Origin of the sequence: Streptomyces sp. C1-1 (genome assembly GCF_050214755.1) — a bacterium.
In the GTDB taxonomy this organism is placed as follows: Bacteria; Actinomycetota; Actinomycetes; order Streptomycetales; family Streptomycetaceae; genus Streptomyces.
In genome coordinates, this window is the sequence record NZ_CP189826.1 from 8,535,435 (window position 1) to 8,550,754 (window position 15,320).

A 15,320-nucleotide genomic window follows, 5' to 3' on the forward strand; every position below is an offset into this window, starting at 1 on the left:
TCGAGGACCAGGGAGGTGCCGTACCGGTGAGCGGCGGGGAAGGCGTCCTGCTTGCCGTCGAAGATCTCGCAGAAGACCGGTCGGTCACGCCCGCGGCCAGGCAGACGTCGCTGATGCGAGTACTGGCGTAGCCGACCTCGGCGACGGTGTGCACAAAGCCGTCGAGCAGTCTGTCGCGCTGGTTGGCGGTGACCGCCTCGGGTGAGGTTCGGCGTCAGCCTCGTCGCAGCGAGCGCTCGGGGTCGCGTCCGGTCCGGGTACCGGGCAGCACCAGCTGACGTGGCGTCGACGTCCCTGCGGCCATGGCTCGTCCTCTTTCATTGCGAACTCATGTGCAATGTATTGACTTGAAAACCCATCAGGTTTACAACTCTCACAGGTTTTCAACTTGCGCGGACCTGCGGCCGTAGAGCCGCCGGAGTCGACGGCGTCACGCACGCGCAAGACCACCAGCAAGTGAGCACTCCCTCTGGCCTCGGGCCAGGGAGGCACATCGGACCAGCAGTTCCCGCAGTCCGGGAACCGCCTTGCCCGGGTCACCGCGTTCACCCCGAGTCGGGGCCGGCGAACCCGCCTTCGCCACCTGCACGCACAGCAGAGGACCCCGCATGCCCAGGTTCACAGTCCCCGCCCTCGCCGCCACGGCCGCCCTGACGGCCCTGGCCGTTCTCCCGGCCGCTGCCGCCTCGGCGGACAGCGCCGTGCTCACCCATGGCAGCGCCGCCGGAAACGCGGTCTCCGTCGGCGACGTACTCACCGCCTCGCTGGCGAGCGGCACCACAGCCACTCTCGCCACCACCAGCGACGGCGCCTCCCGCATCGCCTGCACGGGATCGACGCTCTCCGCCACGGTGTCGTCGAACCCCGCGGCCCCGGGCGTCGCCACCGAGTCCGCGACCTCCCAGACCTTCAGCGGCTGCACCAGCAACATCTTCGGCGTCACCGGGGTGCGCAGCATCACCGTCAACGCCCTGCCCTACGCCACGTCCGCCGCCTCCGACGGCACGGTCACGGTGACCCCGGCCCCGGGTGGCAGCATCCAGACCACGGTGGTGCTCTCCACCCTGCTGGGCTCCGCCACCTGCGTCTACCAGGCGCCCAGCCTCTCCGCGACGAGCTCCAACGGTGACAGCGGCCTGACCTTCACCAACCAGGTCTTCAGGAAGGTCTCCGGCTCGCTGCTGTGCGCGGGCAACGGCTACTTCTCAGCCAGCTACGCGCCCGTGGTCGACAGCAGTGTCGCCGGTGCCCCGGCCGTCTACACCAACTGACAGCACGCCCGAGAGGACTCCCGTGAAACTGCTCCGCCCCCGAGCGCTCATGGCGTTCCTTGCGGTCGTGACCTCGATCGCGCTCGCCGCCCCTGTCCACGCGGCCTCCGGTAACCCCTACCAGCGAGGCCCGGACCCCACCGAGTCGAGCGTAACCGCCGTCACTGGCCCGTTCGCCGTCTCCTCCGTCGCCGTGCCTGCCGGAAGTGGCCCCGGTTTCAACGACGGCACCATCTACTACCCGACCGACACGAGCCAGGGCACCTTCGGTGCCGTCGTCATCATGCCGGGCTTCTTCGCCGTACAAGGCCAGATCGCCTGGTACGGGCCACGGCTGGCCTCCCAGGGCTTCGTGGTGATGACCATGGACAGCAACGCGTTGTGGGACTTCCCGTCCGACCGCAGCAGGCAGCAGCTCGCCGCGCTCAACTACCTGACCACGAAAAGCCCGGTCAAAAGCAGGATCGATCCCAACAGGCTGGCCCTGATGGGGTGGTCGATGGGCGGTGGCGGCACTCTGGAGAGTGCGGCGGCCAACCCGTCGCTCAAGGCGGCGATCCCTCTGGCCCCCTGGGACATCACAAACCCCGGCGACCAGATCAGCGTGCCCACCATGATCTTCGGAGCCGATGGCGACACGGTCGCCCCCGTCTCCACCTTCACCCGGCCCGCCTACGATGCGCTGACCAACGCCCACGACAAGGCTTTCGTGGAACTCAAGGGCGCCGATCACTTCACCTTCGCGAGCCCCAACACCACGGTCGCCAAGTACAGCATCTCCTGGCTCAAACGCTTCGTCGACAACGACACCCGCTACGACCAGTTCCTCTGCCCGATCCCGAACGACCCCAACACCGTCGCCTTCGAGGGCACTTGCCCCCTGTGACCTGATCGGGAGCGCGGCGGGCACGGACCGTCCCACAACGACGGTCCGTGCCTGCCGCGCCCCATTCCGGTGGTGGCCGGAACACCTCGAGAGCTTCCGTACGTCAACCGCACCGGACTGAGAAATACGGAATCCTGACACAAAGCGGAAGCGGCAGGCCCCGGTCTCCCGGAATGCCTGCCGCTTCGCGTTACTGCATGTGCTCGGTGCTGCTTGCTACGGGATGCGGTACGACCAGAGGTAGTACGGCGAGGGGGTGCCGAGACCGGTGGCGTCGTCGTAACCGCGGCCCGCCTTCAGCAGCCGGTCGTCGCCGAAGGTCACGGTGATGGTCGGAATGTTCTGGGTCGCCGGAAGGACGGCGGCCGCGCGGGCGCCGGCCCCCTTGGCGGTCAGGTCGGTGAAGGCGGGGCTGCCGGCCCGCGCGTAGAGGGCGGGGTTCGCCCAGCCGATGCCCTCTCCGCCCTGCGCCTGGATGGCGTCGGCCTGCAGGCCGGCGAAGAGCGGGCAGGCGAGGCTGGTGCCGCCGATGTCGGTCTCGACGTACTCGGTGCTGCCGTCGGACAGGGTCAGGGTCTTGCCGGCCATGAAGGCGGTGAAGGGGTCGGCGGGCATCGACACGTCCGGGGCGACCCGCATCGGGCGGGCGACCTTCGTGCCGTTCGGCAGCGTTGTCGCGAGGTCGTCCGGGACCACACCCTTCTGGTAGTAGGGCCGGCCGAACGCGGCGCTGGTGCCGCCACCGCCGCCGAACAGCCATCCGCCGGACACCCAGGCATCGTCCTGCAGGACCCACGCGTCGTTGCCCCACGCGGTGCTCCACAGCGCCTGGTCGTGTGCGCCGATCGCCAGGCTGGTGCCGCCGACGGCGGTGACCCACGGACTGGAGGACGGGAAGCCGGCCTGCGGGGTCGACGACTCGGACACCAGGCCGCACAGGGTGGCGGGGTCCGCGGCGCCGCAGTTGCCCGAGCCGAACTGGTAGCTGATCCCCTCGATGGCTCCCTGCGCGAAGAGCCGGTTGTACTCGGCGATCGCCGGCTGGTCCACGTCGCCGGTGGTCCTGTAGATCAATCCTTCCCACGAGTTGGAGACGATGTCGGCGCCGTGGGTTTCGTTGATCGTCTCGAAGACCTGGAAGAAGCCCGTGTCCCTGCAGGTGTTGGCGCCGTAGTAGTGGACGTTCGCGTCCGGCGCCATAGCCTGCACGGCTTCGACGTCCAGGGTTTCCTCGTCCGCCCAGCTCTCGACCCCGCCGCAGCGGCTCAGATCGGTCCACTGCTCCGGGGTGACCGTCTCGGTGTACTGGCCGTCCCTGAACGGCTTGTCGCCGTGGTTCTCGGCGTGCCGGTTCGCGTCGGCGAGCATCGTGGACGAGCCGTAGACGCCGACGACCGCCACCGTCGCGCCCTTGCCGGTGAGCCCGGACCGGGTGACGCCGTACGCGCCGCGCAGCTGGGAGGGTACGTATCCGCACAGGACGTACGGGTTGTGCTTGCCGTTGAACGGCGGGTCGGTGACGTCCTTGACCTGCCCGTAGTAGGAGGAGCAGCGGGCCGGGCCGAGGAAGGCGGCACCGTTCGAACCCTTGGACACAGTGGCCTTGGCCCCTGTCACGCCCTTGGCGATGCTCGTGGTGACCTGGCCGACCAGGCCCGCCGACCGCGCCACGACCGGCATCGTCGTCAGGCCCGTGATGGTGCCCACGTCCCCGGCGACCGCGGTGGGCACTTGAGCGTCGGCCGCGGGCGCGACGTAGGTCTCACCTCTGACCTCGTAATTGTGCAGGGTGACGCCGAAGGCCTTCTGGATGGCCGGGGCGGTGCCGGTCACGGTGACACCGGCCGCGTTCGACGAGGTGATCTTCAGACCGGCTCCGGTGAGCCAGGAGCGCACCGCCTTGACCTGCGCGGCGGTGGCGCCGAAGCGCGTGTGGTACTCGGCGGGGGTGAGGTAGTGGCGGTAGAGGGGGCTGGTCGGCGTGGAGACAGCTTGCGCGTAGGCGGTCATGCCGGCGAGGTCCTGCCCGGCATAGAAGACCGTGGGGGTCAACGTGGTGGAGGCGGCTGCCGCGCCATGGTCGGCCGTGGCGGTGGCCCAGGCGGGGTGCGTGTGCGCGACCGCGGCCGTGGCCGAGGCGGCGGCGGGACTCGCTACGAGAAAGGCGCTGACGAGCGCGGCGGTCAGCAGCGTGGCCGCGGTCCGCGCGCCGCGAGGGCGGCTGGCTGAAGTCGTCCGGTGTATCCGGCTGTTCTGGGACTCGGTGAGCAACTGGATCCCTTCCCCCGGGGTGTGCCCGGGTTTACCCAGGCGGCGCCCTTGGCATCAGGGGTCGATGACACCGCGGCGGCCGCTGTCCTCCTCGCGCCGCGGCGGGTGCAGCAGCGTCTCAGTGCACGGTGCTCTGGCGCCGACACCGCTCCCGATGAATATCCGGACCCGTCAACGTCTGAATAGTCGGAGGATTGAGCGCTCCTGGCTCGCAATATGTAGAAAAAGTAAGGCTCCCGACAGGAATCCCAGGTGAACAGCCGTCGCTGGGTGAGCAGTTCTGACTTTCGGATCACCCGCCGCCTCACCCACGAGACCACCCCCAACTGGCGCGACAGCTAAAGACCGTGTCCTACGTGGTGAGGCGGACGAGTCGTCTGTAGCAGCAGAGTGCTGCGGCGAGCCCGAGAAATGCCAGGTAGTTGCGGGATGGCGCTCGTAGGGGGGCTGAGTCTGCGGTAGCCGGACAGCCACGACATCGTGCGCTCGATCATGACGTCAACGAGTCCGGCGTCGTCGAGTCGGTGCATCAGGTGTGTCCTGCGTTCCGCCGCCCTGTGGTCGCACCCGCGATGGCGGGATCAACGGCTTCGCAATCTCCCACAACCCGCAAGGGGGAGAAATCTGCTGTAAGGGGGTATATCGCCTCACCGCTTTGCTTGCGTCACGAAGGGCGCCTGACGGGCTTCTTCCCAGGTCAGGCGCCCTTTCTTTGGTGTCTAGAAGAAGCCCAGCTTCTTCGGCGAGTACGACACCAGGAGGTTCTTCGTCTGCTGGTAGTGCTCCAGCATCATCTTGTGCGTCTCGCGGCCGATGCCCGAACCCTTGTAGCCGCCGAACGCCGCGTGCGCCGGGTAGGCGTGGTAGCAGTTCGTCCAGACGCGGCCGGCCTGGATCGCACGGCCCGCCCGGTACGCCGTGTTGATGTCACGCGTCCACACGCCCGCGCCGAGCCCGTACAGCGTGTCGTTGGCGATCTTGATGGCGTCGTCGAAGTCGTCGAACGACGTCACGGAGACGACCGGCCCGAAGATCTCCTCCTGGAAGATCCGCATCCGGTTGTCGCCCTCGAAGATCGTCGGCTGGACGTAGTAACCGCCCTTCAACTCGCCGTCGTACTCGATGCGTTCGCCACCGGTGAGAACCTTCGCGCCCTCCTGCCGGCCGATGTCCAGGTAGGAGAGGATCTTCTCCAACTGGTCGTTGGAGGCCTGCGCGCCGATCATCGTGTCCGTGTCCAGCGGGTGGCCCGTCTTGATCTGCTCGGTCCGGGCGACCGCCGCCTCCATGAACTCGGCGTAGTGGCCGCGCTGCACCAGCGCCCGGGACGGACAGGTGCACACCTCGCCCTGGTTGAGCGCGAACATCGTGAAGCCCTCGAGCGCCTTGTCCCGGAACACGTCGTCGACCGCAGTGACGTCCTCGAAGAAGATGTTCGGGGACTTGCCGCCGAGTTCGAGGGTCACCGGGGTGATGTTCTCCGACGCGTACTGCATGATCAGCCGGCCCGTCGTGGTCTCCCCGGTGAACGCCACTTTCGCCACCCGCGGGCTGGACGCCAGCGGCTTGCCCGCCTCCACGCCGAAGCCGTTGACGATGTTGAGAACACCCGGCGGGAGCAGATCGGCGACCAGGCTCAGCCAGTAGTGGATGGACGCCGGGGTCTGCTCGGCCGGCTTCAGCACGACCGCGTTGCCCGCGGCCAGTGCCGGCGCCAGCTTCCAGGTCGCCATCAGGATCGGGAAGTTCCACGGGATGATCTGCGCGACCACGCCGAGCGGCTCGTGGAAGTGGTACGCCACCGTGTCCTCGTCGACCTCGCCGAGCGAACCCTCCTGCGCCCGGATCGCGCCCGCGAAGTAGCGGAAGTGGTCGATGGCGAGCGGGATGTCGGCGGCCAGCGTCTCCCGGATCGGCTTGCCGTTCTCCCAGCTCTCGGCGACCGCCAGCTTCTCGAGGTTGGCCTCCATGCGGTCGGCGATCTTCAGCAGCACGTCGGAGCGCTCGGTCATCGACGTGCGTCCCCACGCCGGAGCCGCCGCGTGTGCCGCGTCGAGCGCCCGTTCCACGTCCTCCGCGGTGCCGCGCGCGATCTCGGTGAACGGCTGCCCGTTCACCGGGGACGAGTTCTCGAAGTACTGCCCCCGGGCCGGCGGCACGTACTCACCGCCGATGAAGTGGTCGTAGCGCGCCTGGTAGGAGACGATCGCGCCCTCGGTGCCGGGCGCCGCGTAACGGGTCATGCCGGTGCTCCTTCAGAAGCGCTGCCCGCCGTTGGGCAGCTTTCCTGCGGAGGCTAGGGACGGGCACGTTGCAACCACGTTGCCGCCCGCCCGGTCGGCCGGCCGACCGCGGGGCGGTGGCAGGACCGGGGGAGCAGGGCCTGGTCGGTCAGCGCGGGCGCGCCGTGGGTGCCGACAGTTCCGCCTCCAGTGCCGTGAGGCGCGACCGTACCGCCGGTGTCGGGCGGACCGCGGCGAGCGCCCGCCACACGTCGAGGTCGTCCTCGCCCCAGGGCGCGTGCGCCCAGTCCGCGAGGAGGTCCGGGTCACGGCGGGCGATCAGCGCCGTGCGCAGGCCGTCGGCGATGCGGTGCCTGAGCCGCACCACCGCCGGAGCGTACGAACCGGGCAGCAGCGGTCCCGCGTACGCCCTCGCGGCCGCCGTGACCGCCCCCGTCTCCAGTCGCCGCTCGACCACGGCGACGTCGCACTCCACCGGCACCGTCAGTCGGTAGGGCCGCGAGGCCAGCAGCCCCGGGCCCAGCATCCTGCGCAGCCGGGCCAGTTCGGCACGCAACGTCACCGGCGTCACCGACTCGTCCTCGTACAGCGCGCACAACAGCTCGTCGCCGGTCAGCCCCTCCGGGCGCCGCGCCAGGAGCACGAGGATCTCGCTGTGCCGGCGGCTGAGCCGGATCCGGCGTCCGTCGACGCGCAGCTGGGCCTCGTCCCGTCCCAGCACGGTCAGTTCGGGCGTGTCGGTGCCGGGCCGCTCCGGCACGAGCAGCGCCAGCTGCGACTCGGCGGCCCGGGCCACCGCCTGCACGAAACCCAGGCTGTGCGGATGCGCCAGCCCGTCGCCGCCGGTGATGTCCACGGCGCCGAGCACCCGTCCGGTCCGCGGATCGTGCACCGGGGCCGCCGCGCAGGTCCAGGGCTGCACCCGCCGGATGAAGTGCTCGGCCGCGAACACCTGCACCGGCCGGTCCACCGCGACCGCGGTACCCGGGGCGTTCGTCCCCATCGCGGTCTCCGCCCACCGCGCACCCGGTACGAAGTTCATCCGTCCCGCGTGCCGCCGGGTCGTGGGATGCCCCTCGACCCACAGCAGCCTGCCGTGCGCGTCGCACACCGCCAGCAGATGCTCGCCGTCGGCGGCGAACGTCCCCATCAGTTCCCGGAACAGCGGCATGACCCGCGCCAGCGGATGCTCGGCCCGGTAGGCGCCGAGGTCGTCGTCCATCAGGTCCACGTCCGCCAGTCCGTCGGGCCCCACGCCGGCCCGCGCCGAACGCCGCCACGACTCGGCGACCACCGAACGCACCGGGCGGGTCACGGTGCCCGCCTCGGTGAACGTCTCGTGCGCACGACGCAGCAGCCGTGTGCGCTCGGCGAGGTCGGCCCCCGGCTCCAGGGCCACCCACGGATCGGTCAACTCGGCCTCCCCGGAAAACGATGCGGCTGAGGACATCGTCACTCCGGGTACGCGCCCCGACAACCGTTTGGACCACGTCACTCGGACGGGGCGCCGGCCCGCTTGCGCCGAGCGAACCCCACCGGCCACCGGACGAGGCGCCGGCCCCCTCGCCTCACGCGAAGTTGACCATCCTTATAAAGCGAGTCCAGTCCCAGTCGGGTCCGGGATCGGTGTGGTCCGTGCCCGGCACCTCGTAGTGGCCGATGATGTGCGCCCGGTCCTTCGCAATGCCGTAGTTGTCGCAGACCGCCGCCGTCAGCTTGGCCGACTGCTCGTACAGGGCGTCGGTGAAGTAGGCGGGCCGGTCCACCCAGCCCTCGTGCTCGATGCCGATGCTGCGCGTGTTGTAGTCCCAGTTCCCGGCGTGCCAGGCGATGTCCTTCTCCCGGACGCACTGCGCCACATGCCCGTCGGCCGAGCGCACCAGGTAGTGCGCCGACACCGCCTTCTTGGGGTTCTGGAAGATGGCGAGGGTGTCCGCGTACGTCTCCTGGGTGACGTGGATGACCACGTAGTCGAGCGGATAGGACATGGGCCGGCTGGACGCCGTGTAGTTGGAGGTCGTCGCGGGCTGCCACTCCGCGGACGGGTAGTCGACGGCCTGGACCCCGGCGTCGGCCCGCGCGTCGGGCAGCAGGACGTACGGGACGGCGGCCAGCGCGGCCCCCTTGAGGAACCGTCTTCTGGAGGTACCGGGTCTTGCTCGCTCCATCGAGCCGTACCTTTCGTGTGTGGGGGGTGGGAGTGGGCCTGCTCAGCGCCCCAGCGCGGCGGCGGTTTCCCGAAGCCGGGCGTGCATGCCGCGGTAAGTCTCGCGCTCGGGCAGCCACTGCTTGCGGATCTTCGCCACGCACGTGTAGTTGGTGTCGCACACGTTGGCCAACGGCGACTCCACCGCCTGGGTCGCGAACTGGTACGCGTCCAGCTCACCGAACCCGTAGTCGCGCACCAGCCACTGCACCAGGTCGAGCTGCGAGATCCGGAACGCGTCCTCCAGCGGACGGGCCGAGCCGGTCGAGATGATGTGGGTGTCCGACTCGATGCGCGGCCAGGGCGTGGCCACTCCCTTGAGCAGCTCGACGATCACCACGGTGTTCATGGCGCACTCGACGGCGACCCCGCAGGTCTCGCCCTCGCCCTGCCGGGCGTGCCCGTCGCCGAGGCTGAGCAGCGCCCCCTCCACGTTCACCCCGAGATAGCAGGTGACGCCGGCCCGCATCTCCGGCGTGTCCATGTTGCCGCCGTGGGCGTCGGGCACCAGTGCGGAGCGGACCTCCAGGTTGGCGGGCGCGACGCCCACCGTGCCGTGCATCGGGTCGAGGGGCAGCTCGGCCTCGATGTCACTGTCGTGCGCCCGGAACAGCGCCGTGCGCCGGGTGAGGTCGAGCTGCCAGATCCACACGGTCTCCGGCAGCGGTGGCTGCAGCGTGGCCGTGGCGTGCGTGGAGGTGAGCGCGCCGAACAGGGGGACCGTGGTCGACGCGGCCCAGTCGCGCGCCGGCTCGATCGACACGAAGTGCACGGCGACGGTGTCGCCCGGCTCCGCGCCCTCCACATGGAACGGGCCGGTCTGCGGATTGAGGAACGGGAACTCGCACACCTCGGACACCAGGTCCTTCTCGGACCGCACCCGCCCGGCGAAGCAGTCCTCCGTGTACAGGTCGAGGACCGTGCCGGGCGTGACGCGTGCCACGGGCGGTGCGCCACCGAACGTCCAGGCGTACTCGCCCGGTTCGGGCCGGACGGTCAGGATCCGGGGGTCGCTCATCGGTGTGTCGCTCCGTTCTGCGCGGGATCGGTGGGGGCGGGTTCGTCGAGGTGGACGCGAGCGGTCTCGGCTATTCGCCCGGGATGGCGCCGCGTCAGCACGACCAGCACCACGAGTCCGAGAGCCATCCATATGCCGAGGACCACTCCTGGTGCAGCGTGCCTGCCGTGGTGAACCCGAGCTGCAGAAGCAGCAGTGGTGGGACGAGCGCCTCCACGAAGACGTAACCCCAGCCCACCAGGAACCCGACGACGGGGTGCAGTCCCTGCGCCGCGTACGTGGACACCGAACCGGCGGCCGGGAGTTCCCGTGCCGGCTCGGCCACGCAGGACGCGGTGAACAGACAGGCCACCAGCGCGATCAGCACCGCGAGGGGCAGACTGCCCCCCGGCGAACGCCGCCCCGGACGGAATGGACGCGGCGACCGCCGCGGCCGGAGCCATGGCCGTGATGCTCTGGAACAGCACCTCGCGCAGTCCGATCGCGTCGCGCCTGAGCCCTCCCCCCGCTTCCCCCGACATGTGAATCCCCCTCAATCCACGCCGACTTGCCCGACGCCCTCGATACCGACGGCTGCGCCTCGCGTGATTCACGGTACGGCGCTCGCGGGATGGGCAGAAGGGCACGACGTGCTTCGGTGGACGCCACCGCGGGTGTGGACAACTCGGCCACCCGGACGGGTGAAGAGAGTCTGATGCGGCCGTTCCGGCGCGGTGGACCGGGTCCGCGGACCGGGCGGTGCGGCCGAGGGTCAGCCCCGCTCCGCGACCGCCGCCGGATCGTCGAGGACCGCCCGTACCACCGAGTGCGCGGCGCCCAGCAGCGGTCCATCGGAACCGAGACCCGACACCGTCACCGGGCAGGCGGGGCCGGCGGTGCGCCGGGCCAACTCGGCCTCCAGCGACGGCAGCAGCCACGGCGCGAGCCCGGCCAGCGCGCCGCCCAGCACCACGCCCTCGGGATCCAGCAGGTTGACCGCCCCCGTCAGCGCTATGCCGAGCGCCTCACCGGCGTCGTGCAGGGCCCGCCGTACGTCGGCGTCGCCGTCGGCGGCCCGGTTCGCGAGCAGACCGACTCGGTCCTCGCCCGGTTCCAGTCCCGCCGCCCGCAGCACCGCCTCCTCACCGGCGTACTGCTCCAGACACCCCCGGCCGCCGCAGGGGCAGGAGGGCCCTTCCGGACGTACCGGCACATGCCCCAGCTCGCCCGCGAACCCACGCGTCCCGCGCAGCAGCCCGCCGGCCACGACGACCGCGGCGCCGATGCCGATCTCCGCGGACACGTGCAGGAAGTCGCGCGGTGTGCCCTCGCCGAGCCAGAGTTCGGCGAGGGCGCCGAAGTTGGCCTCGTTGCCGACGGTCAGCGGCCAGTCGGACGGCAGCAGCGCGCCGAGGTCGGTGTCGTGCCAGTCCAGGTTCGGGGCGCGGACGACGGTGCGGGCGTCGCGGGCCACCAGGCCCGGCACGGCCACCGCGAGCCCCGCGGGCCACAGCCCCTCGCCCTGCGCCTCGGCGACGACCCGGTGCACCAGCTCGGTGAGTTCCCCGATCACCGGTTCGGGGGCACGGCCGCGGTTCGCGCCGTGCCGGACGGCCTTCGCCCGTACCTGTCCGCGCAGATCGACCGCGCACACCGCGAGATGGTCGACGCCGACCTCCGCGCCGATCCCGGCGGGGCCGTGCCCGCTGACGGCGAGCGCCGAGCCGGGGCGGCCCACCCGGCCGGGCCGCTCGGGACCCAGCTCGTCGAGCAGGCCCGAGCGTATGAGCTCGTCGACGAGGCTCGACACCGCCGCCCGGGTCAGTCCGATACGGGAGGCGACGGCGGCACGGGAGAGCGGGCCCTCGGCGCTGACCGTGTGCATCACCCGGGCCAGGTTGCGGCGGCGCATGCCCTGCTGGGTGTCCGGCAGCGCCCGGCCGGGCCCGGCCGGGTGTGCCTCGTGCAGCGGTGCGCTCATGCCCCCGTCCTCAGCCGTTCTCGGTGCTCCGCTCCAGCAGCGGGGCCGCGTCGGAGAGTACCCCGGCGATCCTTTCCAGCGTCTCGTCGTCCCGCTCCACGGCATCCAGCACCGGCCCCGCGGCCGTGTTCCAGCGCCGGGCGACCGCGGCCGGATCCTCACCGGTCAGCAGCCCCGCCGCCTGCGCGGCGGCGCCGAGCGCGACCAGCTCCCTGGCCTCGGGCACCTGCACCGCGCGGCCCGACAGCCGTCGTACGGTCTCCTGCCAGGCCCGGCCGCGGGCGCCGCCGCCGATCAGCAGCAGCGGCACCGAGCGGTCCGCGTCCGCGTCGAGGACGAGGTCGAGCGCGCCGAGCAGGGAGTGCACGGCGCCGTCGTAGGCGGCCTGCAGGAGCTGACCGGCGGTCGTGTCGTGCCGCAGGCCGTGCAGCAGCCCCGACGCGCCGGGCAGGTTCGGGGTGCGCTCACCGTCCAGGTAGGGCAGCAGGGTGACGCCGGTGGGTTCCACGGCCTCTCGGTCGAGGCCCACCAGGGCGGCGACACGGTCCACGGCGAGGGTGCAGTTCAGCGTGCAGGCGAGCGGCAGCCAGTCGCCGTGGGCGTCGGCGAAGCCCGCCACCGTGCCGGTGGGGTCGGCCGGTCGGTGCTTCGACACGGCGTACACGGTGCCCGAGGTGCCGAGGCTGAGCACGGGGGCGCCGGGCCGCAGCCCGAGGCCCAGCGCGGCGGCCGCGTTGTCGCCCGTCCCCGGCGCGACCAGGGTGCCCTTGGAGAACGGCAGGTCGTGGCCGTCGCGCACGGTGCCCGCCACCTCGCCCGGCCGCACCACGCGGGGCAGCATGGCGGGATCCAGGCCCACGTGCGCGAGGGTCTCCTCGTCGTAGCCTTCCGTCCCGGACGCCCACCAGCCGGTGCCCGAGGCGTCGCCGCGGTCGGTGGTGCCCTGCCCGGTCAGGCGCTCGGTGAGGTAGTCGTGCGGCAGGCGCACCGCCCGGGTCGCACGGACCGCCTCCGGCTCGTGCTCGGCCAGCCACGCCCACTTGGTGACCGTGAAGGACGGCCCGGGGACGCTGCCGGTGCGCTCCGCCCAGGCCTTCGGGCCGCCGAGCTCCTCGATCAGGCGGCGGGCCTGCGGCGCCGAGCGCACGTCGTTCCACAGCAGGGCGGGGCGTACCGGTTCGCCCCGCTCGTCGAGCGTGACCAGGCCGTGCTGCTGACCGCCGATCGACACGGCGGCCGCCTCGTGCGCCGCGTCGCCGCACTGGCGCAGGGCCTCGCACAGGGCGTCCCACCACTGGCGCGGGTCGCTCTCGCGGCCGGCCCCGGAGGAGACCGTGTGGGGGGCCTGACCGCTCGCGACGACGAGGCCGGTGGCCGCGTCGACGACGAGCGCCTTGGTGGACTGGGTGGACGTGTCCACGCCGACGACGAGCGGTCCCTCGGCTGCTGACATCGGGCTCTCCCTCTTCCGCGGCTCAGCGGGATGTTTTGTGACAGACCCCCTGGACTCTTCCCAGGGCTGCGTCCGCATACTAATTTGTAAACGGCCATGACGAAATAGTTCGCCATAGTCCGCACGACAGTCTGCGAAGCAAGGAGCCGCGGCATGAGCTACCAGCCCACCCCCGAAGACAGGTTCACCTTCGGCCTGTGGACCGTCGGCTGGCAGGGAAGGGACCCGTTCGGCGACGCCACGCGGCGTGCCCTCGACCCGGTCGAGACGGTGCAGCGCCTGAGCGAGCTCGGCGCCTACGGCGTCACTTTCCACGACGACGACCTGATCCCCTTCGGATCCTCAGACAGCGAGCGCGAGTCGCACATCAAGCGCTTCCGCCAGGCCCTCGACGCGACCGGCATGACCGTCCCGATGGCCACCACGAACCTCTTCACCCACCCGGTCTTCAAGGACGGCGCGTTCACCGCCAACGACCGCGACGTGCGCCGCTACGCCCTGCGCAAGACCATCCGCAACATCGACCTCGCGGTCGAGCTGGGCGCGAAGACCTACGTCGCCTGGGGCGGCCGCGAGGGCGCCGAGTCCGGCGCCGCCAAGGACGTACGGGTCGCCCTGGACCGCATGAAGGAGGCCTTCGACCTCCTCGGCGAGTACGTCACCTCCCAGGGCTACGACCTGAAGTTCGCCATCGAGCCCAAGCCGAACGAGCCGCGCGGCGACATCCTGCTGCCCACCGTCGGTCACGCCCTGGCGTTCATCGAGCGCCTGGAGCGCCCTGAGCTGTACGGCGTCAACCCCGAGGTCGGCCACGAGCAGATGGCCGGACTGAACTTCCCGCACGGCATCGCGCAGGCCCTGTGGGCGGGCAAGCTGTTCCACATCGACCTGAACGGCCAGTCCGGCATCAAGTACGACCAGGACCTGCGCTTCGGCGCCGGCGACCTGCGCGCCGCGTTCTGGCTGGTCGACCTCCTGGAGAGCGCCGGCTACGCGGGCCCGAAGCACTTCGACTTCAAGCCGCCGCGGACCGAGGACCTCGACGGCGTGTGGGCGTCGGCGGCGGGCTGCATGCGCAACTACCTGATCCTCAAGGAGCGCGCCGCCGCCTTCCGCGCCGACCCGGAGGTGCAGGAGGCCCTGCGCGCCTCGCGGCTGGACCAGCTCGCCGAGCAGACGGCGGCGGACGGCCTGGAGGCGCTGCTGGCCGACCGCAGTGCCTTCGAGGAGTTCGACGCGGAGGCGGCCGCCGCGCGCGGGATGGCCTTCGAGCGGCTCGACCAGCTGGCGATGGACCACCTGCTGGGGGCGCGCGGCTGAGCACGTGCGGGCGTGCGTGTCCATGCGCACGCCCGCGTGTCCGCCGCACGGCACACGCGGGCGTGCGCGGCCGGAACGCGTACGTCCGTGAGCCGGCCCGGCATGTCGCGCGCGCGTCCGTGAGCGGGCTCCGCACGGAATGCGCCGGAATCGTGCGGTCCACGGAATGGGGCCGTATCAAGTTCCGTGCGGGGCTCGCGCGTCGTCCGGTCCGAGGCGATTCTGGACGGTATGGCCATCCCGCCGGTACCGCCTCGCCCGCCCGGACCGCCGGGTGACACGCCGCTTCCAGGCGGCGGCTTCGGACCGCCCTCCTACGACGACTGGCCGTCGGGCCCCCGGCCGCCGGAGGGTCCGGACCGGCCGCCTGGGCCCGGACGGCGGCGAAGCCCGCTCTTCGTCTGGCTGGTGGCGCTCGCCGCGATAGCGGCCGTGGCCGTCGTCGTGGTCATGGCGACATCCCGGCACGACGGCTCACCCGACAAGAAGGCGCCGGCCCACAGCAGCACCGGCACCGGCGGCTCACCGTCCCCGCCCCGCGGCTTCCCGACAAAGCTGCCCAGCGAACTGCCGTCGAAGCTGCCCAGCGGACTGCCGAGCGAGATCCCGAGCGGCATCGAGTCGCTGATCCCGTCCCTGGGCGGCCTCGATGTGCCGTGACGTGCGGAAGGGCATCGGAGGCGGCTACGCGC

The 15,320-nt window shown here is 71.3% G+C and carries 12 protein-coding genes and 1 pseudogene; 4 read left to right on the plus strand and 9 right to left on the minus strand.

The genetic code is table 11. The annotated features are described in order from the left end of the window. The first annotated feature begins 608 nt into the window (after positions 1 to 608). Together ACQF4J_RS38865 and ACQF4J_RS38870 are read left to right on the plus strand one after the other, a co-directional pair. Positions 609 to 1,271: a Tat pathway signal sequence domain protein gene (locus ACQF4J_RS38865; protein WP_351564976.1), complete on the plus strand. Its 663-nt coding sequence runs from the start codon at positions 609 to 611 to the stop codon at positions 1,269 to 1,271. 49 nt (positions 1,272 to 1,320) lie between these two features. Further along, complete coding sequence (locus tag ACQF4J_RS38870; protein ID WP_427168671.1) at positions 1,321 to 2,157, plus strand: dienelactone hydrolase family protein; 837 nt, start codon at positions 1,321 to 1,323, stop codon at positions 2,155 to 2,157. Positions 2,158 to 2,373: 216 nt separating this feature from the next. Here the strand turns inward: ACQF4J_RS38870 and ACQF4J_RS38875 are convergent, their stop codons facing one another. The 9 genes and pseudogenes from ACQF4J_RS38875 to xylB all read right to left on the minus strand — a co-directional run bounded on the left by ACQF4J_RS38875 (position 2,374) and on the right by xylB (position 13,308). Beyond that, a complete protein-coding gene (locus ACQF4J_RS38875) occupies positions 2,374 to 4,428 on the minus strand; it encodes a S53 family peptidase (RefSeq protein WP_427167847.1) in 2,055 nt (684 codons plus the stop codon). A gap of 352 nt (positions 4,429 to 4,780) precedes the next feature. Continuing rightward, a pseudogene (locus ACQF4J_RS38880) lies at positions 4,781 to 4,922 on the minus strand (IS5/IS1182 family transposase); the annotation flags it as partial. A gap of 225 nt (positions 4,923 to 5,147) precedes the next feature. Beyond that, positions 5,148 to 6,671 carry an aldehyde dehydrogenase gene (gene adh / locus ACQF4J_RS38885; protein ID WP_351802636.1) on the minus strand — a complete coding sequence of 508 codons (1,524 nt, stop codon included), beginning with the start codon at positions 6,669 to 6,671 and terminating at the stop codon, positions 5,148 to 5,150. 148 nt (positions 6,672 to 6,819) lie between these two features. Beyond that, the gene (locus ACQF4J_RS38890) at positions 6,820 to 8,085 is read right to left on the minus strand and encodes a GAF domain-containing protein (RefSeq protein ID WP_351802634.1); all 1,266 of its coding nucleotides are present in this window, start codon (positions 8,083 to 8,085) and stop codon (positions 6,820 to 6,822) included. A gap of 154 nt (positions 8,086 to 8,239) precedes the next feature. Beyond that, positions 8,240 to 8,839: an N-acetylmuramoyl-L-alanine amidase gene (locus ACQF4J_RS38895; RefSeq protein ID WP_351802632.1), complete on the minus strand. Its 600-nt coding sequence runs from the start codon at positions 8,837 to 8,839 to the stop codon at positions 8,240 to 8,242. Between the two features lie 42 nt (positions 8,840 to 8,881). Continuing rightward, a complete protein-coding gene (locus ACQF4J_RS38900) occupies positions 8,882 to 9,895 on the minus strand; it encodes an acetamidase/formamidase family protein (RefSeq protein WP_351802630.1) in 1,014 nt (337 codons plus the stop codon). A 94-nt stretch (positions 9,896 to 9,989) separates the two neighbouring features. Beyond that, positions 9,990 to 10,262, minus strand: coding sequence for a hypothetical protein (locus ACQF4J_RS38905; protein WP_427167848.1), 273 nt, complete (start codon positions 10,260 to 10,262; stop codon positions 9,990 to 9,992). 384 nt (positions 10,263 to 10,646) lie between these two features. Continuing rightward, positions 10,647 to 11,855: an ROK family transcriptional regulator gene (locus tag ACQF4J_RS38910; protein WP_351802626.1), complete on the minus strand. Its 1,209-nt coding sequence runs from the start codon at positions 11,853 to 11,855 to the stop codon at positions 10,647 to 10,649. A gap of 10 nt (positions 11,856 to 11,865) precedes the next feature. Next, entirely contained in the window at positions 11,866 to 13,308 is a 1,443-nt protein-coding gene (gene xylB, locus ACQF4J_RS38915; RefSeq protein WP_351575462.1) for a xylulokinase, read from the minus strand. Between the two features lie 153 nt (positions 13,309 to 13,461). On the opposite strand from xylB, the gene xylA reads away from it, so the two are divergent. Both xylA and ACQF4J_RS38925 read left to right on the plus strand, forming a co-directional pair. After that, entirely contained in the window at positions 13,462 to 14,628 is a 1,167-nt protein-coding gene (xylA, locus tag ACQF4J_RS38920; protein WP_351802624.1) for a xylose isomerase, read from the plus strand. A gap of 231 nt (positions 14,629 to 14,859) precedes the next feature. Then, positions 14,860 to 15,288: a hypothetical protein gene (locus ACQF4J_RS38925; RefSeq protein ID WP_427167849.1), complete on the plus strand. Its 429-nt coding sequence runs from the start codon at positions 14,860 to 14,862 to the stop codon at positions 15,286 to 15,288. Positions 15,289 to 15,320 lie beyond the last annotated feature (32 nt).

What these genes read in the sequence shown, in the direction of transcription:
- ACQF4J_RS38865 (WP_351564976.1), top strand. Translation starts at nt 609, where the DNA reads ATGCCCAGGTTCACAGTCCCCGCCCTCGCCGCCACGGCCGCCCTGACG.
- ACQF4J_RS38870 (WP_427168671.1), top strand. Translation starts at nt 1,321, where the DNA reads ATGGCGTTCCTTGCGGTCGTGACCTCGATCGCGCTCGCCGCCCCTGTC.
- adh (WP_351802636.1), bottom strand. Translation starts at nt 6,671, where the DNA reads ATGACCCGTTACGCGGCGCCCGGCACCGAGGGCGCGATCGTCTCCTAC.
- ACQF4J_RS38895 (WP_351802632.1), bottom strand. Translation starts at nt 8,839, where the DNA reads ATGGAGCGAGCAAGACCCGGTACCTCCAGAAGACGGTTCCTCAAGGGG.
- ACQF4J_RS38900 (WP_351802630.1), bottom strand. Translation starts at nt 9,895, where the DNA reads ATGAGCGACCCCCGGATCCTGACCGTCCGGCCCGAACCGGGCGAGTAC.
- ACQF4J_RS38910 (WP_351802626.1), bottom strand. Translation starts at nt 11,855, where the DNA reads ATGAGCGCACCGCTGCACGAGGCACACCCGGCCGGGCCCGGCCGGGCG.
- xylB (WP_351575462.1), bottom strand. Translation starts at nt 13,308, where the DNA reads ATGTCAGCAGCCGAGGGACCGCTCGTCGTCGGCGTGGACACGTCCACC.
- xylA (WP_351802624.1), top strand. Translation starts at nt 13,462, where the DNA reads ATGAGCTACCAGCCCACCCCCGAAGACAGGTTCACCTTCGGCCTGTGG.
- ACQF4J_RS38925 (WP_427167849.1), top strand. Translation starts at nt 14,860, where the DNA reads ATGGCCATCCCGCCGGTACCGCCTCGCCCGCCCGGACCGCCGGGTGAC.